Source organism: Arcticibacter tournemirensis (assembly GCF_006716645.1).
GTDB classification, from domain to species: domain Bacteria; phylum Bacteroidota; class Bacteroidia; order Sphingobacteriales; family Sphingobacteriaceae; genus Arcticibacter; species Arcticibacter tournemirensis.
Genome location: NZ_VFPL01000001.1, coordinates 2,953,734 through 2,979,905, shown reverse-complemented (window position 1 = coordinate 2,979,905; position 26,172 = coordinate 2,953,734). Strand labels below are relative to the sequence as shown.

Annotated in this window: 24 protein-coding genes; 3 read left to right on the top strand and 21 right to left on the bottom strand. The window is 43.3% G+C overall.

Features of this window, described 5'->3' with window-relative positions:
* Positions 1 to 33: 33 nt before the first annotated feature.
* The 17 genes from BDE36_RS12575 to BDE36_RS12495 form a co-directional block, all read right to left on the bottom strand.
* A complete protein-coding gene (locus BDE36_RS12575; protein WP_141815146.1) occupies positions 34 to 534 on the bottom strand; it encodes a hypothetical protein in 501 nt (166 codons plus the stop codon).
* The gene (locus tag BDE36_RS12570; RefSeq protein WP_141815145.1) at positions 527 to 850 is read right to left on the bottom strand and encodes a hypothetical protein; all 324 of its coding nucleotides are present in this window, start codon (positions 848 to 850) and stop codon (positions 527 to 529) included. Before BDE36_RS12570 ends, BDE36_RS12575 begins: the two co-directional genes overlap by 8 nt.
* A gap of 283 nt (positions 851 to 1,133) precedes the next feature.
* Entirely contained in the window at positions 1,134 to 1,361 is a 228-nt protein-coding gene (locus BDE36_RS12565; RefSeq protein WP_141815144.1) for a hypothetical protein, read from the bottom strand.
* 247 nt (positions 1,362 to 1,608) lie between these two features.
* On the bottom strand, positions 1,609 to 2,250 hold the full coding sequence (locus BDE36_RS12560; RefSeq protein WP_141815143.1) for a hypothetical protein: 642 nt from the start codon (positions 2,248 to 2,250) through the stop codon (positions 1,609 to 1,611).
* Between the two features lie 87 nt (positions 2,251 to 2,337).
* Positions 2,338 to 2,796 (bottom strand): hypothetical protein, encoded by a 459-nt coding sequence (locus BDE36_RS12555; RefSeq protein ID WP_141815142.1) that lies wholly within the window; start codon positions 2,794 to 2,796, stop codon positions 2,338 to 2,340.
* On the bottom strand, positions 2,781 to 3,854 hold the full coding sequence (locus BDE36_RS12550) for an RHS repeat domain-containing protein (RefSeq protein WP_141815141.1): 1,074 nt from the start codon (positions 3,852 to 3,854) through the stop codon (positions 2,781 to 2,783). The genes BDE36_RS12555 and BDE36_RS12550 overlap by 16 nt, the downstream gene beginning before the upstream one ends.
* A 144-nt stretch (positions 3,855 to 3,998) precedes the next feature.
* Positions 3,999 to 4,589 carry a hypothetical protein gene (locus tag BDE36_RS12545; protein ID WP_141815140.1) on the bottom strand — a complete coding sequence of 197 codons (591 nt, stop codon included), beginning with the start codon at positions 4,587 to 4,589 and terminating at the stop codon, positions 3,999 to 4,001.
* A 219-nt stretch (positions 4,590 to 4,808) separates the two neighbouring features.
* Positions 4,809 to 5,285, bottom strand: a complete 477-nt coding sequence (locus BDE36_RS12540; protein ID WP_141815139.1) for a hypothetical protein — start codon at positions 5,283 to 5,285, stop codon at positions 4,809 to 4,811.
* Between the two features lie 74 nt (positions 5,286 to 5,359).
* Positions 5,360 to 10,306 carry a DUF6443 domain-containing protein gene (locus BDE36_RS12535; RefSeq protein WP_141815138.1) on the bottom strand — a complete coding sequence of 1,649 codons (4,947 nt, stop codon included), beginning with the start codon at positions 10,304 to 10,306 and terminating at the stop codon, positions 5,360 to 5,362.
* A 42-nt stretch (positions 10,307 to 10,348) separates the two neighbouring features.
* The gene (locus BDE36_RS12530; protein ID WP_141815137.1) at positions 10,349 to 13,405 is read right to left on the bottom strand and encodes an RHS repeat domain-containing protein; all 3,057 of its coding nucleotides are present in this window, start codon (positions 13,403 to 13,405) and stop codon (positions 10,349 to 10,351) included.
* A 345-nt stretch (positions 13,406 to 13,750) separates the two neighbouring features.
* Positions 13,751 to 14,905 (bottom strand): type II secretion system F family protein, encoded by a 1,155-nt coding sequence (locus BDE36_RS12525; protein WP_141815136.1) that lies wholly within the window; start codon positions 14,903 to 14,905, stop codon positions 13,751 to 13,753.
* 71 nt (positions 14,906 to 14,976) lie between these two features.
* Positions 14,977 to 15,456: a hypothetical protein gene (locus BDE36_RS12520; RefSeq protein WP_141815135.1), complete on the bottom strand. Its 480-nt coding sequence runs from the start codon at positions 15,454 to 15,456 to the stop codon at positions 14,977 to 14,979.
* Positions 15,449 to 15,811, bottom strand: a complete 363-nt coding sequence (locus tag BDE36_RS12515) for a hypothetical protein (RefSeq protein ID WP_141815134.1) — start codon at positions 15,809 to 15,811, stop codon at positions 15,449 to 15,451. The genes BDE36_RS12520 and BDE36_RS12515 overlap by 8 nt, the downstream gene beginning before the upstream one ends.
* A complete protein-coding gene (locus BDE36_RS12510; protein ID WP_141815133.1) occupies positions 15,799 to 17,031 on the bottom strand; it encodes a hypothetical protein in 1,233 nt (410 codons plus the stop codon). Before BDE36_RS12510 ends, BDE36_RS12515 begins: the two co-directional genes overlap by 13 nt.
* Positions 17,032 to 17,658: a toxin-antitoxin system YwqK family antitoxin gene (locus BDE36_RS12505; RefSeq protein WP_141815132.1), complete on the bottom strand. Its 627-nt coding sequence runs from the start codon at positions 17,656 to 17,658 to the stop codon at positions 17,032 to 17,034.
* Positions 17,655 to 18,152, bottom strand: coding sequence for a hypothetical protein (locus tag BDE36_RS12500; protein ID WP_141815131.1), 498 nt, complete (start codon positions 18,150 to 18,152; stop codon positions 17,655 to 17,657). Before BDE36_RS12500 ends, BDE36_RS12505 begins: the two co-directional genes overlap by 4 nt.
* Before the next feature lie 6 nt (positions 18,153 to 18,158).
* Entirely contained in the window at positions 18,159 to 19,112 is a 954-nt protein-coding gene (locus BDE36_RS12495; protein ID WP_141815130.1) for a fibronectin type III domain-containing protein, read from the bottom strand.
* Positions 19,113 to 19,215: 103 nt separating this feature from the next.
* Here BDE36_RS12495 and BDE36_RS12490 point away from each other — a divergent pair, with 103 nt between their 5' ends.
* Positions 19,216 to 19,767 carry a helix-turn-helix domain-containing protein gene (locus tag BDE36_RS12490; RefSeq protein ID WP_141814112.1) on the top strand — a complete coding sequence of 184 codons (552 nt, stop codon included), beginning with the start codon at positions 19,216 to 19,218 and terminating at the stop codon, positions 19,765 to 19,767.
* On the top strand, positions 19,764 to 20,663 hold the full coding sequence (locus BDE36_RS12485) for an IS3 family transposase (RefSeq protein ID WP_141814111.1): 900 nt from the start codon (positions 19,764 to 19,766) through the stop codon (positions 20,661 to 20,663). The genes BDE36_RS12490 and BDE36_RS12485 overlap by 4 nt, the downstream gene beginning before the upstream one ends.
* Positions 20,664 to 21,029: 366 nt before the next feature.
* On the opposite strand, the gene BDE36_RS12480 is transcribed toward BDE36_RS12485, so the two are convergent.
* Positions 21,030 to 21,677, bottom strand: a complete 648-nt coding sequence (locus BDE36_RS12480) for a class I SAM-dependent methyltransferase (RefSeq protein ID WP_141815129.1) — start codon at positions 21,675 to 21,677, stop codon at positions 21,030 to 21,032.
* Between the two features lie 96 nt (positions 21,678 to 21,773).
* Between BDE36_RS12480 and BDE36_RS24255 the strand changes: the two genes are divergently transcribed.
* Positions 21,774 to 21,905 carry a hypothetical protein gene (locus BDE36_RS24255; protein WP_262715158.1) on the top strand — a complete coding sequence of 44 codons (132 nt, stop codon included), beginning with the start codon at positions 21,774 to 21,776 and terminating at the stop codon, positions 21,903 to 21,905.
* Between the two features lie 36 nt (positions 21,906 to 21,941).
* Here the strand turns inward: BDE36_RS24255 and BDE36_RS12475 are convergent, their stop codons facing one another.
* The 3 genes from BDE36_RS12475 to BDE36_RS12465 all read right to left on the bottom strand — a co-directional run bounded on the left by BDE36_RS12475 (position 21,942) and on the right by BDE36_RS12465 (position 26,114).
* Complete coding sequence (locus BDE36_RS12475; protein WP_141815128.1) at positions 21,942 to 24,353, bottom strand: ABC transporter permease; 2,412 nt, start codon at positions 24,351 to 24,353, stop codon at positions 21,942 to 21,944.
* A 134-nt stretch (positions 24,354 to 24,487) separates the two neighbouring features.
* Positions 24,488 to 25,036, bottom strand: a complete 549-nt coding sequence (locus BDE36_RS12470; RefSeq protein WP_141815127.1) for a GNAT family N-acetyltransferase — start codon at positions 25,034 to 25,036, stop codon at positions 24,488 to 24,490.
* Positions 25,017 to 26,114 (bottom strand): acyltransferase family protein, encoded by a 1,098-nt coding sequence (locus BDE36_RS12465; protein WP_141815126.1) that lies wholly within the window; start codon positions 26,112 to 26,114, stop codon positions 25,017 to 25,019. The genes BDE36_RS12470 and BDE36_RS12465 overlap by 20 nt, the downstream gene beginning before the upstream one ends.
* Positions 26,115 to 26,172 lie beyond the last annotated feature (58 nt).

Sequence of the window (26,172 nt, the reverse complement as noted above, 5' to 3'; positions counted from 1 at the left end):
TCTTATATCGTAAATTGATACCTTAAGGACAAGTCAATTAAGCTTAACTCGATTAAGTCTTGTTTCTCTGACAATAATATACATCAACACAACAAAAAGCGCTAAAGGTATTACGTTAACTCCATATAACATGGCATCCGATTCCTTGAATTTCATCATTACTTCAAGATTTAAAGGATCAAAGGTTTTTCCCAAACGTAGATGACCTAACTTATCTTCGTATAGAAAAACAACATACTCCGGTCCGTTGGTAACCTTGTAGAAAAAGCCATTTGTAAAGACGTGAAAAACTTCAACAAAGCAAAGCGTCGCAGTTATTTTGATCAGTCTAATATCTTTATTGAATAACAGGTAACCATTAATGGCCGCAGTTACAATAGCAACTGCGGCCAGCAACAGTATTAGCAATATTTCAACGAAACCTCCTACATCGTGTGTTAAAACTGCTAAAAAAACGATAGATAAATTACTTACAGATGTAAGCAGCAGAAAAACATTAATAATAACTAATAACCAATTACGTTCTTTATTCATTCTGTTCAATCTTTTGATGTTCCATAGCTTTCTTTACAGCTGAGACAACCGCTTCCTTCATTTGATTATAAGCGTCTGCAAGTATATTCCCAGTTTCTGACGTTATCTTTGCCGAAGCTGGGCCTTGTTGTACGGATATTTCATCTTTAATCTCTGGTAACACCTTTATGCCCTTCTCGGATACTTCATTCTTCGTCTCTGTAACGGTCTCACCCTGGTTATCCTTGTAGATCCTTGTTTCTGTGGAGGCTTCTCCCAATCCCTTAACTCCTGCGGCTAGATGTGCTTTTAATTGAACGCCCTTATCTGAATTCATCACAATTGTAGCAGATGCCTCCAGTCTCGCTATTCTATTTCCAGAGCCTACTCCTAAACCAACTTCAATTCAATTGAGTAACACTTCTCAATCCACGCCTCATACATCATTGCCACATAATTTAACACCATACCACATCTTCCCGCTATCACTTGTGGACCAGAGCTCCTTTTCACCTGTATCACAAAAGCCAAGGGTGAAATTAGTTATTTCCACTACCGTTATCGATACCGATATCTGAATTTCCTAAATTACAGATACTTTTAGACGGTATTTGTACATTTTATGGGTTAGGCATAAAGCTGAGTTGCAGCAGCGCTGGTTTGCCACCAAAAAAAACCTCAGTTACTTTAGCCAGACTTCCCGGGAGAAATTCCCATGTTTCATTCTCAGGATTGTAACTATCTTCACTTTCTATTCGATATACATTTCCCATCACTTTTACTGCTGGAACGGGCCTAAAAACGGTTGTTCCTTCTTCAAGCAGTTTTACATAAATCACGTTCTTCATATTTTAGTATTGAAAACCGGACTGCATCGTCGTATTGTAGCCGTACATATTATTGGGCCGCCGCTATGCTGCCATGTCCACTCACTGATCCCTCCGCCAACGCCCGGTGGAGCCAGAGGAAAGGGCGTTGGCGGAGTTGAGCTGACCCCATCGTCTCGGGCAGTCGACCAGGATCCCTTGCATATTTTTGGTTTGCCAGGCGATCGCTGCCCTTTCAACTCGGCAAGGCCTTCCCAAAGAGCTCTGATCACAACGTTGAGACCAATTCCAAGGGAGCATCACTTTCGCCCAGCCACCCATAGTTTGAATTCTTCAAAGGCCATACAAACCTTTTAAATTTATTTTGCTCAAAAATAACAAACCACTTTCTGTATAAGCTGTAAATTTCGTCCATTTCCATTCTGTTGTAATTACAGACACGTCCGGTGGTTTTATTTATTAAAACCGGGCTTATTCTAACATTATGTTTAAGAAGCAAGATACTCAATGAGTAAAGAGCTTCAACTTCCACTGAAAAGGTGATACTGTCATGGGCTCTCATAAGTCGGTTTTCAGTGGTTCCGATATGAAACGCATATTGCTTATTACTTTTACTTCGACATCCTTGAAATAAAAGATACTCCTTAATGACTGCTGTCTTTTGACGTTCGCTATAGCCTAATCGCTCCATGATTTCACGGTCGTCTTGTAAAAAGAATTCGTCATCAGCATATTTTACTTTATGAGAATCGCGCAATTCTATATGCTGTTGGAGAGAATGAGTAACTGTTAATTCTGTCAACCTAAGATAATGCAATTGCTTTTTCCAATTCTCTCTATACGTTCCACACGCTGCGATTAGTCCCAACAAGCACATCAATATTTGTTGAAGTTTGATCTTATTTTCCATTTCTTATGTCTCGCTCAGAACGGATAGTAATCGTTTTGCAGGCGTCATATAGCATTCACTATTCAGTGGTAGGAAGCAACATAATCATCAATTGGATTTAATTCTTCTACCTATAACAAACGGGTATCCCTTTAAATCAAATCTTTTATAATGCTCTGAAAAGACGATCGTATCAATCCCTATGCTGGGGAATATATAACGATGATCTGTACTAGCAAGAATTTCATCTATATTCTCCTCTGTTTTATATGCTTGCGGACCTGCTGCTCCATGAACTTTTGCATTGGGATTAATAAGTATAAACGTCCGGTGATCAATTTTTCTCCACTGCCCCGATACAGAAAAGGCTAAATTTCCAGAAACCGCATTTATGAGTTTGAAGGTTGAATCTGATGAAAAAGCCAATTGAATACTTCGCGATGGAGAGTCTGAAAATCCATACCAATGTGAAATTATTATTTTTTCAGAACCACAAGAGATCAACACAAGCATCAATGAAGATGATATAAATATAGACGCTTTCCGCATGACTAGTTTGAGTTCCATTGTTTCGGTTTTATGAACTGAGCCGGATAAACATATTTTTGCCCAACAAATATTGAACCTTCTCCCATGCTATTAATTACAGCGGGAGTAATTTGATTTATATTTGTTATACTTCTCCTTGCCAAGCTTTGTCCCCCAAATTGTAATAATACGGGAAAAAACTTCGGATCAATAACTCCAGCATGTATTTCATAGTCTAACGAACCATTATAAGAATATTGAGCTTTATAAGAACTCATTTCGTCATTTACCCCATACTCACTCCCAGGTATCCACGCTCCATCGCTCGCCTTAACAAAATTTATTTCTCCTGTCACTACCTGTCCTCCGTGTCTGGTTTCGTGAAGCATTGAACCCGTTGTACCATCATGATACATCGTAACAACACTACCATCGTTTTGAGGCGTTGTTAAAGGCCTGTTATCTGGAGTTAAAGCGTATCGGAATTCATGAACTTTATCATCTCTCATTGCAGCAATATCAGATTTTGATTTATTTAACTCGCTAATTCTCTCTCGGCGATCTCCTACATCCTTCCCGTTTTTTTCTAAACGCGCGATTTGTTTGAGTAACTTCTTCGTACGCTTATCGATTTTCTTTTCAAGCTCTTCAGCTGTTTCTTCATTATCATCGTCAAACCATCTTCCGTCTGGATCTAGAAATCTGATTGGATTATTGTTACAATAAACGTACGGACTAAGTCTGAAACCCTTCTCCGCCAATGGATCAACCGCATTCCACCTTGCTATCTCCGCATCATACATCCTTGCTCCGTAATCCAGAAACCCCACATCGCCCACTATCTGTTCTTCCTTACTGTTGTACTTGTAGCGGTTGTCACTGGCCAGGTAATCATTTCTCTCATGTCTCGCCCCGAACAGATAGTAATCGTTTTTCTCCAGCACTGCGTCATTGCCGTCTACCACGACGCGGGTACTGCCCTGATGGTCATTGAGGAAATAGTTCACCATGTACCCGTCGGCCTGCTTTCTAATCACTCCATGGTCAAAATGAATAGCATCTACATTGGCGCCCGAGGCGTTCTTAACATATACCACTGAACCTGCATAGTCGAAACCGCGGGTTACCGCTCCGTTGAGCTTTCAGAACCGGACTATATTTTCCTCCTTCTGAGCTTCCCCTCCTATCGCATTACACTTTCAATTGTCAGATCATAGAATCTTGCATGTGTTCATATTGTCTTACTTCCTAGGTTCGTAGTATATTCCGTTGATTTTATGTTTTAGAACATCTCTTTCTTCGGGAAGTGCCAACCTAATCGCAAAAGAAACCCTGTTAGATTTATCAGATGATATGGATTTTAAATATTTAAGAAAGTCAATACTAATTGTATCTTTAAAAGAAGCTAATATTACATCTTTAATCCGCCTTGAACCTTTTTGAAATAATACATTTGTTTCAAAAAAAATCCTTTCTGATCCATTGGGAATACAAAAAACATGATTAGGCATCAATCCTATAAACTCCGGTTCTTCATCATCAGAAACTCCTACACTTGGCTTTTCTTCAGGAAAAGAATAAAAATAAACATTATCAGTAGAATCGACGAGAAATGTATAGACAGCATATTTAACTTTAGGAGGCATCAATACCACTCCGGATTGGTCAGTATTCTTTTTAATATTAAGGCTGTCCTCTTTTGAAACTACATAAACTGGGCTCGGCCCACTGCACGATAAAAGCATACCGAACAGCAATACATAAATCAAATACAGTATATTGTGATTAAGGTTTATTACTAATTCCCCATTAACGTTTTTCAACATCTTCATTGTATAATTTTATAAACTGGTAGTATTTCTTACTACATCTTTGCACTTATGCCTATTATCACTGGCCAGGTAATCATTTCTTTTATGTATCGCTCCCTTATAACCTCACCGTATCAAATTGCAGATGACATTGATCCTATTCGATTCGTCAACTTCGTACACCATCGATTCTGCAAAACATCTCTTTGAATGCAAGGGAAAAAGCTTATTTAAGATATGCTAAGGCCTATATTGCTTAAGGACTTTAGGATTCATAATCTTTTTTTCAGGCCACATTTCTATCTTATAAAAATCTTCTCCTTCATCCCCTTTCACACTGCCTAAATTCAAAGAATAAACACGCACGGCGTATTTCCCAGATGGTACTTTCAATTCTAATTGCACTCTAGATGTGGGGCAATCTAATATCTGTAAGAATCCCGAAGAGATGTTCAATCCACACTCTACAATATGATCATATTTTTTATAATCAACCTCCTTTCTAGATTCCTTTAATAACTCCAAGTCTCCTTTAACCGGTCCATAACACTCTGTGTAAACTCCTACGGTTCCCTCCGCGATCCCCAATCGTTCAAATACTGAAATGTCCGTCCAAAGGCCGGATGATTCTAAATCTGGTCCGACGTTTTTATCAACGATATAAAACTGGTTGTATTCTGTATAAAAATCAAGTTTGTATTTAATATTATTACTCATTTTAGTATTATGACAGTTATTAATAAAAAGAATTAACAAGTGTAAAACCGGAATTTTCAAATGTGATATCACGTCTATCCTTCATTGTTATTATCTTGATTTACTTGCTGATATTCAGGCAAATTCAGAATTGGCATGGGCAAGACACGCATTAAAATCCTATTCAATAAAGATGGCACTGCTTTAGGTGTTGCTCTGAGCACTGGAACGGGAAAAGGAACCGGTACTGGATCGGGAGAGGCATCCGGCTCTTTGCCTTTGGGTACAGGGAGTACTAGAAATGCCTCCCCTTGATTCATGTCACTATATAAATTTGCTAAGGACTGTCCTTGCCTGCTGTTCTCGATAGATGGGACATAAGCGACATTGGCGCCAGCCCCTCCTTCAAATGTCGATGCGTAGGGATATTCATCCCTCTGCATACCCGGTTTGGGTAAATAACTTTGGGTAGCTTGATAACGACGCTTTGTCCTTCTTTTTTTATCTGAATCATAATGCAATACTTGAGGTTTGCCTAATCTAAATGAATTTAAGGTATGTCGATAAATATTGGGAGTGTCCATTTCTTTCACAAAATGTATTTTAAAATCTCCGTTTTCATTAGCTCTTTTATAGGCAGCGAATGCTAGTTTTGCATCTTCCCCGGTATATGTCACGCCTCCATTTATATTGATTACTGCCTTTCCATCAGGGTCGATAAACCGAATAGGATTATCATTACCATAGACGTAAAAGGAATATCTTCTACTTTTCTCAGCCAAGGGATCCACCACATTCCACCTCCCAATCGTCGCATCGTACATTCTTGCTCCGTAATCCAGGAACCCAACATCTCCTACCACCTGCTCCTCCTTGCCGTTATACTTGTACCTATTGTCACTGGCAAGATAATCGTTCCTCTTGTGTCTGGCTCCAAAAGGATAGTAATCGTTTCTCTCAAGTAATGTTCCATTACCATCGACAACCACGCGGGTACTTCCCAGATGGTCATTGAGGAAATAGTTTACCATATACCCGTCGGCTTGCTTCCTGATCACTCCATGATCGAAGTGAATAGCATCTACAGTCATGCCCGAGGCGCTCTTTGCATATACTACTGAACCTGCATAGTCTAACCCGTTGGTTCCTGTTCCATCGCGTACGCTGAGCTTCGCCCCAGTAGCGGACCACTTATAGGTCGCTTTTACGGTTTGGCCCTGCTTCACCATGTCGGTTAAGTTAAGGATATTATAGCCGTATGTCGAGTTTTTCCGGCTGTCGTATACCATGTTGCCGTTGGCGTTGTAATTATACGTTCCCTGAGGGCTGCTTCCCTGTATTAGGATATCCGCAGCACCCGGCGAGGCGACCGATTCAGTCAACGCCGACAACCGGTTACCGTCATAGTTGTAGGTCAGGTTGTCGATCGTGTTTCCTCCGGCCGATCGCTGCAGGGTCAGGATGTTGCCGTTTTTGTCATAGCTGATCCCGTTTTCACTGTAATGACTTGGCGCACTAGCCCAGCTAGAACCACTGGCTACATACTGTCGCGCACCGGTAAGCCTGTCTGCATCGTCGTATTGCAGACTATACATATTATTAGTGCCACCGCTGTGCTGCCATGTCCACTCACTGATTCCCCCTCCGTAATTCTTTTTGGAAGCAGGCAATAGGACATTATTGTAACGGAGCTGCATGGAGAAATAGGGACTTGCTTTTTCCGTCAGCCAGCTCCGGATGTTATAGCCCATCGTTTCGGTAGTGGACCACGTGCCTTTTGCATATTTCTGACTTGCCAGACGACCCACCTCATCGTGGGTATAGGTGATGGCTGCCTGTTCAACGCCATTCACGCTTACTTTTTCAGACAAGCGCCGTCCTGCGTGATCATAGGTATAGGCAGTTTGAATATCCGTCTGCAGGCCATGGACAGACTGCCTCTCCTTCACCAGCAAGGGATTACCTGCGAAATCATAGTTAGTGTTCAACCGGCTTGTCCCGCTAGTCACTTTTTCAGCTACCTGTATGACCCGGCCACGATTATCGTAATACTTAACCGAATAGAGATAGTCGCTGCTGACCGCTCCACCGGGTTCCAGCTGTGCGATCAGGGTGCCGGTCAGCAAACCTTTTGAACCAGGATACGGTGTGCCGAAGCCGGCTTCAGGAAGATAAGCCCCATCGTTTATGCCATTGGTGTTCAGAAATGCATAGTTATCGTAATAGTTAGCTGATAAGACTATCGGATTTGCCAGGGTTACGCCTGAAACGGTATACCCCATGGATGCGTTCGTTCCCCCTGTGTATTCCGCTTTTACCAGTATATCGCCAAGAGGGTTTGCCAGGTAGTTCAGGCTGTTGACGCACCTGCCGCTTAATGCTGCACGCCCGAATGCGTCCGGTATGGTAAACGTCCATTCGGGTGTCGGCTTGGCCCTTTGTTCGCCATCCTGGGTATAGATCAGGCGGTCGGCTTTATCGTAGATGGAATAAACGGGTTCGGCACCTGGCAGTTTTTTAAAAATGCAGCGGTTATAGCCATCGTATTTGTACATATAGGCGTAGTTCTTGACGGCTGATGTCGCTTCATCCCATGCGGTATTGGTGGCCGTCAGTATATCCGAAGCAAGCGGAGGTATAACGAAAGTCAGGTTGCCATAGTCGTCATAAACGTAATACGTATCATGCGGTGTCGCTCCGTTCATCCTGCGCGAAAGGAGCATACGCCCCGCCTTGTCTTTAAATTCATAACCCACGTGATTGTCCTCGTCTGTTGTTCTGGTTACATATAGTTCGTAGTCGGCATAATAACCGGTCTTTATGAGCGTCGGAGCAGTATAGGTTCCACCCAACGTATACCTGGCACAAGATAATATGCCAGATGTACCGAAGTTCGCCCACCGGTCGGTTTTCACGGAACGGCCATTACTAAACCAGTCATTACCCGGTCCGAATTGCTCCACAACGAGGTCCAGAGGAGATCCGTCATAGATCGTCTGGCTGTAGGGACGCTGATCGATTCCATAGGTCGTCGTTATTTTAGCCGCCTGTTTGATCTCTTCAGGGGTCAAGAATACTCCTCCATTTGTATTTTTAGCTATAGGCAACCAGCCTTTTGACTTCCTGAAAAGGCCATCCGTTTCCTGAAGTGTTACCCGGTCGCCGCCCAACGGAGCTACATCAAGCTCTATGTTCACCGTTGGATACCCGAAATAATCAAAATACTGAACATTTCGGTGTAATTGCTTCGCATCAAGGATTTCAAGATTACCCGCTTCTACAGTGGGAGTAAGAGTGATGACGTGTGGCTGCCCTTTGGTGGTATGGATATTACCGTAGGCGCTACTTCCTTCAATGGTAGTCGTGATAAGGCCGTTCTGTGAATTTCCTTCAGAAACAACATAGTAAACCCCTTTAGGCATTTTGCTGACTTTTATCACTGCGTTTCCGGTATTTGTACACTTTCCCTCTCCTGTATAGTTGTCGTTAGTGTACACCACTGTACCACCTGCATTCAGAATGCTCATATAGGTATCTGGGGTGGCAGATCCGCAGTGGCTCACCGTGATATCCATCGAGTCTGTAAGAGTAAATTTATAGTATACGTCGTTCGTAAGTTTCCCTGCAAATTGATTCGTGAATTCTGAAGCCGTATTCTTCGTATCTGTAAAATTAAATCCAACTTCGTGCGTTCCTGCATCAATGGCTGTGATCAGTTTGTCGCCCATAGCGCCAAGGGTAGTTCCTTTAATAGTAGTAGTTATATTACCGTTCTGTGCGCCATCAGAGACGATATAGTAAGTCCCGGGTAACAGTGCCAGAATTTTAATGTATGCATTTTGCGTATTCGCGCAAGCCCCGCTGCCGGTATACGTATCGTTGGTATAGTATTGATTCTTATCCTCGGATTGCACTTGTAGATAAGTGTCCGCGACCGCTGAACCACAGTTATCCACTGTTATTTCCATCGGGACCGTCAATGTCAATTTATAAAAAACTTCATTTCCCGACTTCGTAACAACCTTGCTTCTGCTGAACAAACTGGTATTTTGGGTTTGACTATAGGTAAAGCTGGCTTGTTTACTGCCTATATCAATCGGACTTAATGGTGATGAACCGGGTAATAGGTCCTTGCCTGTAAGATTCAGCACGTATTTGGCGTCGCTATACTGCCCCATTGTGAACTTGGAATAGACCGTATAAGTTCCTGCAGCAAGTTCGTAATTGAACTTTCGGTTAGAATAGTAAAAATTGTCAATTGATTGTTCCCTGATAGTATCCCCCAATGCTGAAATAATCTTCATGTAAGCCGTACTCATTGATTCAATCCTCACCGATCCGATATTGTCGAGACTTATATCCATGGGTTTAGTAATGGTGAACTGGTGTACAAGATCGCGCCTGTCGCTATAGGCATCTAATTCGGAACCATCTTTAAAGTCACATTTATACTGTCTGATGTCATCAGGACCAATTGTATGTGAGGCAGTGAAATTTGAACTGAACGTACCCAGGCCAGCCGGATAGAAAAAATCCTCTCCTGTTCTCCTCGCTTTACCTTCAACGCTGGTTTTAATTAGCCCTATATCGTTCGTGCTTCCCTCGTAAGTGATAGCTTCAGTAACAATGTAATATGTCCCTGGCTGGACAGGATATACAAAGGAGTTCCTGTCATTCTGACTATAAGATCTATAGTACCATAACTCTTTTCCTGTAGCGTCAAGCAAATAGATAACCGAGCCTGCCGTAAATGAACTTCCGTTATTGCTAATATACAGGTCCATCGACTTTGTAGTAATTGTCAGTCTATAAAAGATATCCCTTGCTGGCGGATCATTGTTATAATATTCGCCCGTCGAGTAATTATACTCAAGGTGAGTGTAGTCGTTTGTATAATCCCCGGTATTCTTTGTGCTGTTACAGGTGAAGAGATCGGAGTAAGACCCCAGATCGATCGCCGACAACATTCTTTGCCGGTAACCCTGGGCAATTGTTCCGGACGCAAATAAACTCAGCACAAGCGCATACATATATTTTTTCATGATTATCTTTAAAATGAATTATTGACTTATAGCTTGTCCGGCTTACTCTCCGAACTTATATATATACTTTTGAAGCATAACTTTTCTGATATCTGACGGCGATTTCGCATCCAGAAAATACTTGTCCGTAAGCCTGCCGTAATGGTCATATTCAAAGCGGGTTGTTATATTATTGGGATCAGTGATCGCCACAACACCCTGTAGTGGTTTATATTCATATTTTGTTATCTGGGCATTAGGTAGTTCCGTTCTGAGTTGTTCTATTCTTGACCACATCTCTAACGGTGGCTGAGGATAATCGGCAGATCCCTGAAAAATACCAGAGCCACTGTATACCTGTTGAGCAGTCGCATTCTCTATTTTGGCCACCGGAAACTGCCGTTGATATCCCCATACAAAAGTTACTGGCTTGCCGTCCTTTCCCATAATCTCTATCACATTGCCATACGAGTCGTATTCATTGTATTTTACTTCATCCCTGAATGATGGCATCCGATTAGTTCTGAATTGTATCTTTTCCGGAAGATTACTGTTCGGTTTAAACAATATCCTGCTTTCCTTCCAGTTATTATTTTCTATGCGTTTATGGCGGGACAACATTGCCGGATAACCAGTCAGATAATCAAGACTATCGATAATTACCGTTTTATCGCTGTTTATCGTTTCAATCCGCCGGGGTTTTAGTGATGATCCTGGGTCTGTAAGATCGAAATGATAGTTGTATTGCCTCTCCGTTGTAATTACATCCTGCCCGCCTTCGATATCATAATATTGACTTGTGATCTCCTTATCAAGGGCTCTGTAGCTCTCCGTATCCAGGTAATATGTAGTCTGTACATTATCCGATTGTCCAGCTGGGTAGTAGTTTCTGAGTGTAAAAACATCATTGGCTCTTAAACCTTCTGTATCGCCTATGATACGCCTATGAGGCAGGTCCAATTCTATATTCGTCCACCAAACCCGCTCGCTTTTATATCCGTATTTAGTACTTGAAGCCAGTTTGTTATTTCTAAAATGTTCGGTAGTGACCGGGGCTCCATAAAACTGATTTGTCATTGCATAAAAGTTGACGTAATCATCTGATGGTTCCCGGCGATGACCCGGCATTTTCCGGGTAAGCTGCTGCATAATCGTCTCCGGCTGCTCACTCAAAAACTGTTGGACAGAACCGCCAGGGTCTGAGCTATCCCAATTGAGTATATCTTCAAAATCATGGCTTTTAACATTATATGTATATTTGGTTTTCGTTTTAGCATTATCTGTCCAATTCGTAGTCTCTTCGATCACGACGTTATACATCACCGCACTGCCTCCATTGAAACTTATGTTTGACTCTGGCATAGAATTGTAGGTGGTTAAATAACTGTATTCGTAAGCAGTTTTTCTATATTTCACCGATGAGGTATAATCCCGAATGGTTACGATGTGTTTTATCGCCCCTCCGCCCCATACGGGTTGAAAATTTGGCACATCGTGCCTGGTTAGACCATATGTATAGTTTTTATAGATCGCATGATGCGTTTTAGAATCGATTGTTTCGATACGTTTTATCCTCAGGCCACCTACCGGGTGTAAATAATCTTTAGCATAGTAATTACTGTTATTACGGAAAGCGCCAAAATTCCCTTCATAAATAAACTTAGTGGTGATGCCCTGCGGATCGGTTATATTAGTCAAAACGCCGGTTTTTGTCCATTCATGATTTGGTTCGCGGTTTGCACCCTGGAAATTCAGCATCACAGCTCCCGGAATACCTCCGTTGACACTCAGAAGAGTCAATGCTCTCTTGAAACTTGGGACCGTAGGCTCGCTCCGGCTTTCAGATCCATTACAAAAACCCCAATGATCAACGGCAACTGTATAAGTTGAAGGGACAGATGAGGGATCGTAATAATCAAAAGCATATTTGCGCGACTCCACTCCCGGCGCAGATATAATTACTGAATCCAACTTAGTGAGTTTTGTCCCTGAATTATAAGGCGTTATGTAGAATACAATATTCCTTACTTTCATACCATCCTTATTTACTACTTCTATTCTATCCAACACTTCTGTATTGTTCGGATCACTTCCAACAACTTTGTAAAAAACAGACAACTTATTTCCGAGAAAGCTGACTTGCTCCAGTCGCGAGATGATCATATTATCATCTATAAACCTGTTGATCCTCGGATAATACACCTGCGCCTGATATTCTGAAATTGGAGTTAATGTCGCATCCTGAATACCGGGACCGGGTTGAAGAGAATAGTTAATTGAGTAATGACGATTTTGATTTGTAGTTTGTAATGTGAATATATTCTGCTTATCATACCAGTCCTGAAGCGTAACAACAACCTTATTATCGAGATTATAATAATGACTTGGAGGGGTCCTATGGTCGAGCATATAGTACGAGAAATTAACCAATGCTTTATACGAATTATTTGGAGACCAGATCGATTTACATAGCCATCGGGTCGTGTATCCTCCTGCGGTCTCTTTTTCGCCATTAAAATTATATACAACCCCATTAGCATCAGTAATACGCACGCCCTCAGAATGATTATATTCAACTTTATCATTATTGCGCGGGATTGACAAAAAGCGAAATGGTTCTATGAAATAACCACTTCCGCCTCCATTGGGCAGTTTATAACTAATCTTATCGGGCTGAGTATCCCTTATGTTATCTACGAGTTGATTATAATATCCTATTATACCCTGATCATCAGTTGAATAATCTTGCTTATGTGGATCATTGAACCACCCATAATAGGAATCGTCATCAACACCACAAATCTGCCTTGTAACCGATGGTTCCAGATTCAAAGTCCATCCTGTGCCAGCCAGAGTGCTCCCGTCTTTGGGTTTAAGACCCGAGGCATGATACGACAGGCTTACAGGGATGGTAACTTCTCCGGCTACAATCTCATATAACGGAATGGTAATGTTGGGAATTCCGGTACAATGATCTACCGGGTACGACAGATATTTTTCCATCGCTGTGGCAGTGGGCGAAATCGGGACAACACGCGGTACATCCAGCGGGATAGTGGTTTGGGCATAGGTGTTCACTATTGATGTGATCATCAATACGACGTATAGCATCTTTTTCATAGTACTATTATTTTTTTTGATTGTATTACCGGTTAGAAAGCTATTTAAAGGCTTAGCAATGTGCCTGCAGGCGGCTTGCGACAGATCAGGTGTGTGAAAATACATGCTTACTTGATAATGTCTTGTTTTTATACTTAATGAAATAAGGAGCAAGGTTACAATTGGCACTCTTTACATTTGCGTAGGAAATATCTTAAATCCAAAGCTTCGTAAATATTCGTTAAGGTCTTTTCTTATTTCTTCAATAAATCTCTGAAGAAAATATTTATAAAAAAACAAGAATTACACGAACGGGTACTTTTCAGTGATGAATCAAAGAAAAAAGTTTTTGAAAGCACAACCTTCTTAAAAACTATTACTCATCTGGAACATCGGCAGGTACATCGCTATCAGAATGAGGCCGACAACCAGGCCAAGAAAGATGATAATAAGGGGTTCGAGCAGGCTGCTGATGGTGCCTGTTTTATATTCTACTTCTTCGGTGTACTGGTCGGAGATTTTGCCGAAGAAATACCCTAAACGGTTCACTTCTTCTCCTACCTTAATCAGCTGAACAAGCTTCGGCGGGTAGAAGCTAAACTTCGACAGACTCTGGTGTAATGATTCACCCTTGAGAATGGATTTTTCCACTTCTGCAAGGGTGGCTTCCAGAGGATAAAAGCCAATCATCTGCCTTACCAGGGCGATAGAACGCAGTAAGGGCGTATCGGTGCTTACCAGAAGCCGCATGGTATTGGCAAAACGGGCGAGATAGATCTTACGGACAATATCGCCGGCCAGTGGTATCTTAAGCACCGCCGCCGACACGGCCCTTCTGAACCATAGCTTACCCCTGCTCGCGAATATAAAGACGGCAAGGGCGATAACGACAGTCAGAAATACTATAAAATATTTATCTGTAAAGGCCGAAAAGCGAATGATCATCGAAGTGACCCAGGGAAGCCGCCCGCCGAAGCGCTGAAATACATCGGCAAACATCGGAACCACAAACTTAAGCATGAAGAATACTGCTCCCAGCGAGGTCATCAGCACGATCAAAGGGTAGGTAACGGCGCTGATGATCTTCCTTCTTTGCGAGATCCTGTTCTTAAAAAACTTAGCAAGGTCTGTGAGTACCTCACCGATCCTTCCCGTTTCTTCGCCGATGCGGACGCTGTAATATTCGTAGTCCGTAAACATGGCGGTACTTTTTAAGGCGTCGGAAAGGGAGCTGCCATGCAAAACATTTTCTTTGATCCCTTCAAAAAGTGCCTTATCTTTTGCCTTGTCCTGATCTACGAGGATCAGATCGAGCGCCGTCTTCAAATCGATACCCGAAAGGAGAAGTGTACTCAGCTCTACATAAAAGGCCTCCTTCTTGCGGTCACCAACCTTTGCCTTTCCGAATGAGATATCTTTATTCAGCAATTCCGCCCAGCTAAAGGGCCCCTCTTTTCCGCCCGTAGAGGTCTTTTTCTCTGGCTTTTTGGCTTTATATTGCGAAAGGTCTATCTGTGGCATTGGACTGCTGGCTCGGGTTCCGTTTATGAAAGCAATATAGATAAAAATGAAACGAACATAAAATGATATATTTAATCTTGCTCAAATAGGTCTTCAGAGCTATACTGTTTGGTAAAGGCCATGGAGATAGCGCTTCCTTCCAGCTCGGCGGTAAAACTGATTTTATCGGCCAGTTTTCCCTCTTCTGTAGGTTTGTCCTCAAATGTCATAAGCAGATTGCTGTTCTTTACATAGAACGTATCGGTTTGCAGTTCGTGCTGGCTGCGGGTAATGAAAGCGGGACTAAAAACATACTGGATAGTGCCCCGCTCACCTTCCAAACTGATGCCTTCGCCAAGCCGGAGGGCTTTTTCTGACTCGGCGATATCTTTTTTCAAAAGTTTGTTCAGCAGTACGAATTCTGCCACCTTCTTATTCTTACGGTCGTACTCGCTGTACGATCTGCCGACCACGGTATAGGCAGTATAAGCGATGCCTATTGTAATACCTGCGAGCAGCATGGCGATCGTCATCTCGAGGATAGTGAAGGCGGGCACGCTGCCTTTATTCATCTTTCACCTCCCTCCTGACGACTTGCCTTAATCTCCCCATCTCTTTTCCATTCTGATTTGCCCGCACTTCGATTAGCACAAGATCGTCGTAGCCCGGCCAGGCGCTTACGGTTTTCCGGTACCGGATGCTGTCTTCTATCACCTCCTGGTCCTGCCAGTCGCGGTTGCTGATACTCTCGCCGATGATCGTCTGCATTTGCTGCTGAGATTGCGTAGTACTGATGGAATAGCCGGATTGCGTTACATTGGTATAGATGCCCATTGCCATTCCAAAAACGGCGACAATAATCACCATGGCGATCAGAACTTCAATTAAAGTTGAAGCAGCAAGTTTTCTGTCTTTCAGTTTAGCCATCTTAAGATTTGATTAGGGGCTTTGTGCTCAAACAAAGGCGAACTGAGATAATAAGCACTCCTGCTGTTTCTGTTGATGGTAATATCGATGAGGTAATTCTCATACAAGGTGGACGGCGTTTGAATGATGAAACGGTTGCAGCTAACTTTTCCTTCCACTGTTACGGGTTTCTCCATTTTTATAAACCCAGCGGCGTAGATCTCTCCTTTCACAACAGCGTTCTTCCCGAGGCTAATGACGGTCTGTAATTCACTTCGTTTCTTTTCGTGGGTAAAGATGATTCCTGCCAACCGGCAATCGCTACCCAGTTCAATTTTTGGCTGTCCGCCTTCGCCCTTTTTCAGAATTCCGATAGCCGACGGGTATTCAAAATCGGCCTTCTTTTCCACTACCACCGAGTCACGGGCAAATAGCTGACCGCTTCCTTTGAATCCTTCTTTTACAACAATGGATGGCGCATAGACAAGTACATCCCTGAGCTGTGCGCCCGGGCCAATAGTTAATACCGTATCACACAGAATGATGACTCTGCCGGTAATGGCCGTGTTAGTGATCGCCGGACTGGACCGGCTTACCCGGATCACCTTTGGCTCATTGAAAAAAGAATTACTCAATGAATCAGAAACATACACTTCATTATTTAAAGTATCACCTAAATACTTTTCAATTTCGTCGAGCATTGATTGATTAAGTTGAGGGAGTGTCCTCGTGCTGTTCTTAATGCTGCCATATACAAGTTCCTTTCCGGCATAAGGCTTGCCTTCTACATAGGCTTGTTTAATCCCTGCCTTGGGGATCTGCACGTCTCCGGTGATGCGGGTATTACCACTAACGGACAAGGGCCGGTCCTCGTCGCTCAGGTAAACGGCAGTCTGGTCTTTTTCCGTATCCTCTGCAATCAGAAATGCTTTTTTCAGCGTATCATTCAATGTGAATGCTTTCGCAGTGCCAAAAGCGAAAAGCCCCCATCGGTCTTTTTTCAGCACCACACTGTCGGTTTGTTCACCAAAAAGGTCGAGCCTTTGTTCCTCTGTACTCACGTAAGCAGACGACAATAAAATGGATGCAGCGGAGTTGAGGTTAAGCTGCAAGCGACCAAAGCGCATATTTTTCTGGTACTCCAGGCGGTAGAAGTAAGCGGTAGCAATAAGCGAAGCCGAAAAAACAGCGATCACCAAAGCAATTATTATTACCATGTAAAGGGCAGATGCTTTAAGCATTTAGTTTTTATTATCCGGCTCCCCTTCTTTTTTTGCCTTCTGCTTCTTTTTCAGAAAGCCCGGCACCATCTTCTTAGCAGATATGTTAAGCTTTTTCTTTACCGCCGGCTTACCATTTTTGTAATAGGCAACTGTACTGCTGTCTTTCCCATTAAAAGAGGCGACATCTCCATGCAGCAGTCCGTTCCGATAGCTGCCGCTTTTCAGCAAATTCCCATTCTCGTCGAACTCGCTGAACCTGCCATGTTTTACTCCGTTGCACCAGATGCTAATCTCTTTCAGTTTTCCGTTTTGATACCACGACCGCCACTCGCCATTTTTCAGTCCGTTTGAGTATTCTCCCTGCTCTTTCAGATTTTTGCCCGGATATTGCGAACTATACCCTCCGTTGAGAAGCTTCCCGCTATAGCCACCCTGGGTGTTGTGGATGCGACCCGCGCTATACCATACATATTCCCTTTCCGGCTCAGCTGTTACCTCTCCTTTGGCCGGTTTTGTATAAGCAGTAATGATCTCGTCGGGTTTATTGATTGTTACCCTGTCTGTTGTCAATTCTTTATAGTAAGATTGGGCATTCGCCTTAGCACACACGCATAACAGGATAAAGGAAAGGTATAACGTTCTCATTGTATTCTGATAAATTTAGTCTTACTCCGATAAGAGATCTTCACTGAATCGCGGTAACTTTTAACAAGCGTCACGCCATCGGCTTTTTGTCCTTCGCTCAGCATATATTCTTTACCATTAATATTCATAATCGCCACTGCCCTTTTAATATTAGGATTCATAATATAACCGGTATAACGAATTATTTCCCAGTTAACGGGCGGAGGAGCGGCAATAGCATTCATTACGAAACCAGCAGGCTCCCGCGGCACCGATGTTACCGGAACCTCTGACTGAGGTTCGCCGCCAAGAAAGGGGTCGCGGTAATTCAGGGCCAGTGTAAACGTATCCTTCATCTGATAATCATACAACGATTCGTACGAGGCTTTAGAAGCGGGAAGATTGAAGCTTACCGGCTCCGCCGCCTGGGTAGCGGTGAAAATCCTGTAAAAGATAATCCCCCATACTGCCACAACAGAAATGATCAGTATGTAGGTTGTCCGTTTATTCTTCATCAGCTCCTATTGTACGGTAAAATTCCTCACCTCACTATCTGCACCGATATTGCCCGCTGCATCAACAGCCTTTACCTTCCAGAGTATTTTCTCGTTAGTTTCGCCGCCATTGAAAGAATAACTGTTTGTTGTGAGAGTAAGAGGGTAGCTTGAATTGTATGCTGTTGAATCGCTTTTCAATATATATAGCAGGTATTTCTTCGCATCGGCGAGGACATTCCATTGCAGGGTTACGGGCTTGCTCACTCCGCTTCCATTCGCCGGAGAGCCTAGCACTACCTTTCCAGGTGCCGTGCCATCGAATGTAAACCTGTATACGGCCGACCATTTTGATTCCGATGTGTCATTTTTTGCCTTGACACGCCAGCTGTAGGTCTTGTCGGAAGTCGCCGTAACGGCGTACTCCGTATTGGCAACAATCGTATTTACAAAAAGGGACGGCTCGTCCGTGAAATTTCCGGCAGTACTGTCGACCTGCAGAAGATAACCTGCTGCACTGTACATGCTGTACCACGAGGTAATAAAGTTTCGCTGATTCGTTATTACTCCGTTTGGAGGGCCTTTCAGCTGGACCTGTTGTTTACTAAGGTCGGTTTCATAAATAAAAAAGGTGCGCGTGGTATAAAAAGTCTGACTGCTGCCATTCTCTCCCCGCACTCTCCACTGGTATTCGCCTGGTTCAAGCGTAAAACTAAACTTGTTATCTTTAATTACCGAATCAAGTATCAGCTGTTGAGCCTGGTTGAAAGATGGACTTACAATCTGAAGCCTGTACGAAAGAGCATCGTCCACCGGCTCCCACCAGAAAGACTGAAGGTATTTACCGCTTTCTGCGCTGTCTGCCGGAGCATTTAAAAACACTTTCTTATCTTCTATCGACCGTTCTATAAACTCACTGCATGAAGTTACAATACCGGCTAGAAACAGGGCCAAAACGAGGAAATGACTGGATAATTTCATAAGGTTCATTTGAATTAAAGGTATAGAATATTCAGGTACTTTCTATAATTTTTTTAAACCTTTTGTCGATTCCTAAAAAAGCTATACACCAAACAAGCAGTGTATGGAAACCAGAAGAGTGAAATTTAAATCAAAGAGAGCGGAAAAGAACGTACCCTTTGACAAGCGTAAAATCAAGGAAATAGTAGAACAGATCGAATCAGGAATTCCCCGTCGGGAGATACTGAGTGAGTACGGGATGCATGAATCGACCTTGACCAATTGGATGACCCGTTATGGATCGAAGGACTATTATGCAGAACGCAGCCGGCGGTATAGCCCCTCAGAGAAGCGATCGGTGCTGCGGGCAGTAGAGTCAGGAATGTCTGTACGGGAAGCATGTGTGGCTTTTGGCATCAAAAGCAGGACAGTAGTAGACCGTTGGGTGAAGCAACAGAAAGCAGAAAATGCCGAACTTAGCCGTCAAATACCACCAGTGAAATCAAAAAAGAAACAACAAAAAGAAGTTTCCGCGGGCGAAACCAAATCGCTGAAGGAACAATTGGCAGAGGCCCAGTTAAAGATCCGGGCGTTGGAGACGATGATCGATATTGCCGAAGAACAGCTCAAAATCGATATCCGAAAAAAGTCTGGAGCCAAACAGTCACCAAAATGAAACAGCAGGAACCCGCAATGGGAATAAAGAAACTGTGCAGACTGTTTGGCAAGAGCCGCCATGCCTGGTATGACCACCAGTGGCGCTATCAGGATATTGGATTAAAAGAGGAGATCATCCTGCAGCATGTCCATCAGGTCCGTGAGTCCCTGCCGCGGACAGGCACCCTTAAATTACATTACATGCTCACTCCCATGCTGGCTGAGCATGACATCCGAATAGGGCGGGACTATTTATTTGATCTGATGCGGGAGCACGGACTGGATATCCGGCGCAGAAAGCGGCGGGTAGTGACGACCGATTCGCGGCACTGGATGCATAAATATGCCAATTTGGTGAAAGAATTGAGGATTAACCGTCCCGAGCAGGTATGGGTGAGTGACATTACCTATATCCGCATGAACAGCGGATGGGGATATCTCAGCCTGGTGACGGATGCTTATTCCAGGAAGATCATGGGGTACTGCTTTCATAAAGATCTGGCTGCTCAGGGATGTGCACAGGCTCTGAGAATGGCCCTGGACAATCGGATCTATCAGGATGAACTGATCCATCATTCCGACCGGGGATCGCAGTATTGCAGCAAAGAGTATGTATCTGTATTACTGGGCAGCAGGATTGCCATCAGTATGACTGAAAATGGCGATCCTTATGAGAATGCGTTGGCCGAGCGGGTGAACGGGATCCTCAAAGAAGAATTCAACCTGCACCACTCAGGACTGGGCTTTGATGACACTAAAAGAAAGATCGCCGAAAGCATCCGGGCATATAATGAGTTAAGACCTCATGCCAGTTGTGATTACCTCACTCCAGATCAGGCTCATTTGCGGGCAGGAGTCTTGATGAAACGCTGGAAGAATAAAAAATCAAAAAAGGAGGAACTTGCCCTTGTATAGTTCAATCAGGATTACCAAATTGCAGTGTATAATCCAATCAGGAATAACAAACCATAGTGTATAATTAATTCAGGATTTATTCATTAACCTGTATAGCTATTCCAGGATAAGACATTTTTATAACACTCATCATACTCTCTCCCGGCTGGGTTCAGCACGGGTATGGGATTTCTTCTACAGTTCTTCTAAAAAATCCAATACCCAGACCGAAGCCAAGTCATAGCCAGCCAGAACCTAAGAAGCAGCCAGCCCGAACGTGGTCAGGAAAAGATGTCTTTTAATTATTAGTATAGTTTAGCTCCGGTTTCTATTTCGTCTCTAACTCGGCTGGCATTCCTGGCAAATTCTATCTGCATCATTTCTGCCCTATCCTTCTTGCTTCTTTAACAATATTGTCAAAATCCTCGGAATCGTAGTCCGATCGTCATCGTCGAAATATTCAATGATATCCAATATCCGAAAACCGTTGTTTCTTGCAGCAGTGGTAAAGTCGGAAATATTGTGATTGAAGCAGGTCACAATGTTTAATCCGTCTTCCGTTTCAAATCTTGCTTTGGTTCCGCTGTATTGTTTAAAGGGATGCAGCTCGCCAATGTACACATAACCCTCTTGTTGAACTACATCCGCTAGCTTCCTGAAAACATCGTTGAGATTTTCGATATGCTCGAGGATAAGACTGAATGTTACCAGGTCATATTTAGTACATGCAAATACCCAGTCTTTCGTAATATCAGCCTGAACAAATTTCACATCCTCCGAAGCAACTTTACTTTTTGCATTTGCAAGCATTTCTTCCGAGAGGTCGACAGCAGTAACCTGTTTTGCCCTTGTTATAAGCCATTGCGTGTTCTTGCCTGTACCGCAGCCAATTTCCAGACAGTTATGAAAGGTAAGATCTCTCAATGTCGATCTTAATGAAATAGCTTCCAGATCTCTGGTTTTGTTTTTATTTGTATCGTACTGGCTGGCCCAAATATTATAGGCTTCTTTAACGTTCATATTGTCATTTCTAATTCTATTGTTGTTGCCGGTAACCTTGCCAGGCTAAAGGCTCTAACTGAATAAAGATAACAAAATCGGCTTAATTCCGTGATTGATCTCATCTCAAAAATGGATGATTACCTAGCTGAACGATTTGATAACGATACCGCCAATCGCAGCGGCATACCAACAGTTCAGGAATTGTCGGATTATCTCCGCGTTTCTCCGCGCTACCGCTCGGATATGCTAAAATCGTTTTAAATAAAGTGATAGTCTTCACTACAAAAACGCATTCAATTATTCATTCCTAAGCGATTGTACCGGATTACCCATCGCGGCTTTAACCGATTGCCAGGCAATGGTGATCAGGGCAACAGACATGGCAATCAACCCAGCTTCAATGAATACCAGCGGCCCGACATTGATCCTGTAAGCAAAGCCCTGCAGCCATTTGTCCATCGCCCACCAACAAAGTGGAACGGCGATGATGATACCAATCAATATGAGCTTGATAAAGTCCTTCGACAAGAGGATTACGATGCCGCTCACCGAGGAGCCAAGCACTTTCCGGATACCAATTTCCTTTACCCGTTGCTGGGCCATAAAAGTCGACAGTCCAAACAAGCCCAGGCATGCTATGAAAATAGCGAGGCACGAAAAGAATGTAAACAGTTGTCCGAAATGCTGGTCGGCCTCATATTGTGCACTGAACGACTCGTCGAGAAACTGATACAGGAAAGGACGATGCGGAACTATTTGGCTCCAGGTTTTTCTCAGGCCCGCAAGAGTCTCAGGTACGTTATCTCCTTTGATAGCGACCGAAATGCGGTTGAGGCTGTATGAATAGCCATATCTTAATGTCAGCGGCTCCACGGCCTGGTGAAGTGACCGGAAATTAAAATCTTTTACTACGCCTATAATCGTCCCCGATCTTCCCCACTGATCGAACTTTTTACCTACAGCATCAGCCGGGCGTGTGTATCCATACAATCTTGCCGCTGCCTCGTTAATAACCATGGCCTGTGCACTATCTGTTGTATATGATCGGGAATATGGCCTGCCTGCTATAACCGGAATATGGTAGGTCGGAATGAAATCGAAGTCTATCTCATAGATAAAAGGGGCCTGCTCAGCCATTTGTCCTTGCGGCGTTTGTATCTGGGTGCCTGCATTTGGAAGGAACTCTCCGGGCACTGCGCGGGAAGCAGCAACCGAAACCACTCCTGGCTGATCAGCTATGGCCTTTTTAATTATCTCTATATTTTGCTGCACCTTTTCATCACCCTCAAAATTGAGAACCAGCATTTGATCTTTCTGAAAGCCAAGGTCATGCCTGTTTACGTACTTCAATTGACTGTATACAATAGCTGTCGCTGCAATAAGTGCCACCGATAACGTAAACTGAAATACTACCAGCACTTTCCTGAATGACACACCTTCAACCGGGGGCTTGAATTTCCCCTTCAACACGGAGATAGCCCTGAAGCCTGATAAAAACCATGCAGGATAAATACCCGCCAATAAACCTACAACGACAGCAAAAGCAGTCATATAAAAGGGTAACAGCGGTGTAAGGAAATTGGTATAGGAAAGATCTTTGCCTGATAGCTTTCCGATCATTGGGATACTTGCCTGGGCCAGTACCAATGCAATGACAGCCGCTGAAAGCGACAACAGGATAGATTCGGAAAGAAACTGGATCATCAGACTGGAGGGCCTCACTCCCAGCACTTTTCTCACACCTATTTCTTTTGCTCTTTCGAGCGAACGCGCTGTAGACAGGTTCATGAAATTGATACACGCTATAAGCATTATGAAAACAGCAATGCAGGAAAATAAATACACATTCAGCAAACTTCCGGTAGGTCCCGGCTGCCTTTTCGCCGCAGAATGCAGATAAGCGTCTGTCATTTTTTCAAATGAGATAGCATATCCCTTATCGCCGCTGTTTCGCCGCTTAACGAACGAAGAACTTTGTTTGTCCAGCGAACTGATGCTGGTGTTCTTTTTAAGCAGCACATACGTATAAAAATCAACGTACCCCCACCAGTCAAACATCTCCGCCCTGTACTTTCTCACCGTCGACATGGAGATAAGGCCGTTGAAGGTAAACTGAGAGTTTGGCGGTACATCTTCCATCACACCGGTAATCATATAACTATACTGACTATCAACCCGCAGCATCTGTCCCACGGGGTTCTCATTGCCAAAAAACTTTTGAGCAACTGTATGAGTGAGCACTATGCTGTTGGGGGCGGTCAGTGCTGTACGCGGATCTCCATACAGCATTTTCCAGCTAAAGACATCAAATGCTGTAGAATCCATACAGAGCAGGTTATCCTGTTGAAAGCGTTTTTCACCTTTCTCCAGCAACAGGCTGACCGGGCTCATAAACTGCACTACTTTTTCAACCTCGGGAAAATCTGCCTGAAGGGCAGGTCCTACGGGAGCGCAACCCCAAACCTGGTAATCCCCGGGGGTTGCAGATGAAAGGGTCTCGCCATCCTGAACGCTGCGAAAAGTTTGCAGGACCCGGTATATCCTGTCTTTTTTAACGTGATACTGATCGTACGACAACTCGTTTCTGATATAAAGGGAGATCAGCACGCAGCATGTCATCCCTATGGCTAGCCCCGTTATATTAATAAAACTATAAAATTTTCGTTTCAAGAGGTTGCGCCAGGCGATCTGGAAAAAGTGACGGATCATTCTTTATGATTAAGTATCTGATATGATACTAAATGTATGCCATCACCTCAAGTAAGGTAAAAAGCGCCTTTCAGCGTATAACGGTGTTCAATACCGCACAATTAGTGTTCGCTAATGGGTTTTATTGAGATCGCCTAACTGTTCATAGCCAGCCATTCGTCTTTTGTCAGCGAATACAAAACCAAATCAAGAAACTGTCCATTAACAAATTCAGCTTGCCGCAATGTTCCCTCCATTACGAAGTTCAATCGTTCTGCCACTGCCCTGCTTTTTAAATTAGCAACAGCAGCTTTGATTTCAATTCGCTGCAGCCCTAAATCCTCAAATCCATGCCGAATAAGGGCTTTGCATGATCTTTGAATTATACCTTTCCCCTCTGCTTCCTTGCTTAACCAATAGCCAATCGCCCCACTTTTGTTTTGCATATTTAGGTGATGCAGTCCAATGCGTCCTACAGCAGTATTATTGATGATCAGCGCAAAACTGGATTCTTTTAAATCCTCGCACAGCGCTTCAGCATTTCTCAGATACTCCTCCATATCTGAAACATGCTGCATTTTTTCTACCCAGGGCAAAAACGCTGAAAGGTGCTCCCTGTTTTTATCAATCGCCGCAAATAACTGCGATGCCTGTGATTTATGGCTTTGTTCTAATGTTATGTTTTCAATAATGATATTTTTCATAAGAAATGACCCTCAAACCCTTAAGCCACCTGCGCAGCGGAATGTCCATCAGAACCATAATCAGGTATGCGAAAACCACCAGGCCTATTACACCAAATATCGTAATTATCGTCATCTCATTCATGCCTGGCTTATTTTTTTCTACGTAGCTCATGAATAACCATACAAATGGGTAATGTACCATGTAAAGCGGGTAAGAGATATCACCCGACCATTTACATAAGCTAGCTAAAGAAGCAGGTAGCTGCGCACCAGCCCCAAGTGCAACCAGGAATGGAAAACCAAAAATGACAATCAGCGGCTCGACTATCCAGTTTAAATCCTTCATAAATGGATGAAGAAAGACGGCGAGCAACAAAAGGCTTACTGTAATAAAATTCATCCGTGAGTGAATAATCCATTTCGAACGATATACCAATATACCAGCCAGAAAGGAATAAAAAACCCGGATACCGCCCCCGATAATATTGTCGCCCCCCCAGCCCACTCCCAGGTAACCAGACCTATGCGCTTCGTAAACCAGTAAAAATGCGGCCAGAACAGTGAGCATCCACAGGGTTTTGTTTTTGACTTTGACCAGAAATAATGCGTAGCCTATATTAGCAACGTATTCCCAGAATAACGACCAGGTTGGCGGGTTCAGGTGAAACAGATTAAAATACCTTTCATGCACAAGAGGATAAGGAATCATTAAGCATGACGACAGGAACATTACCAGTAAGTCGTCTGAATACTTTAGGTAAAGGTTACTGAAGGGATCAAAAACAAAAACCAGCAGGCCAATAACTGATCCGATAATAACTAGCGGATGCAGCCTGATAAGCCTCGCCTTCAGAAAGGCCCAGGAACCCATTTTCAAAAACTTATGATCATACGCATAAGCTATCACAAACCCTGAAAGACAAAAAAAGAAATCAACTGCAAGATAGGCGTGCGCTATAAAACTGTCATTGTAATCAGGAACAGATATTTCCATAAAATGGAAAATAACTACTGTCAGCGCTGCGACACCCCTAAGACCATCTAATATTTTAAAATGGGGCCTGGTGGCCCCAAAATCTTCACTTTGTTTCACCATTTACGTTTATAAGGTCAAAGATGAAATAAAGCGGCAGGAATCGCTGGCAATTATGTAT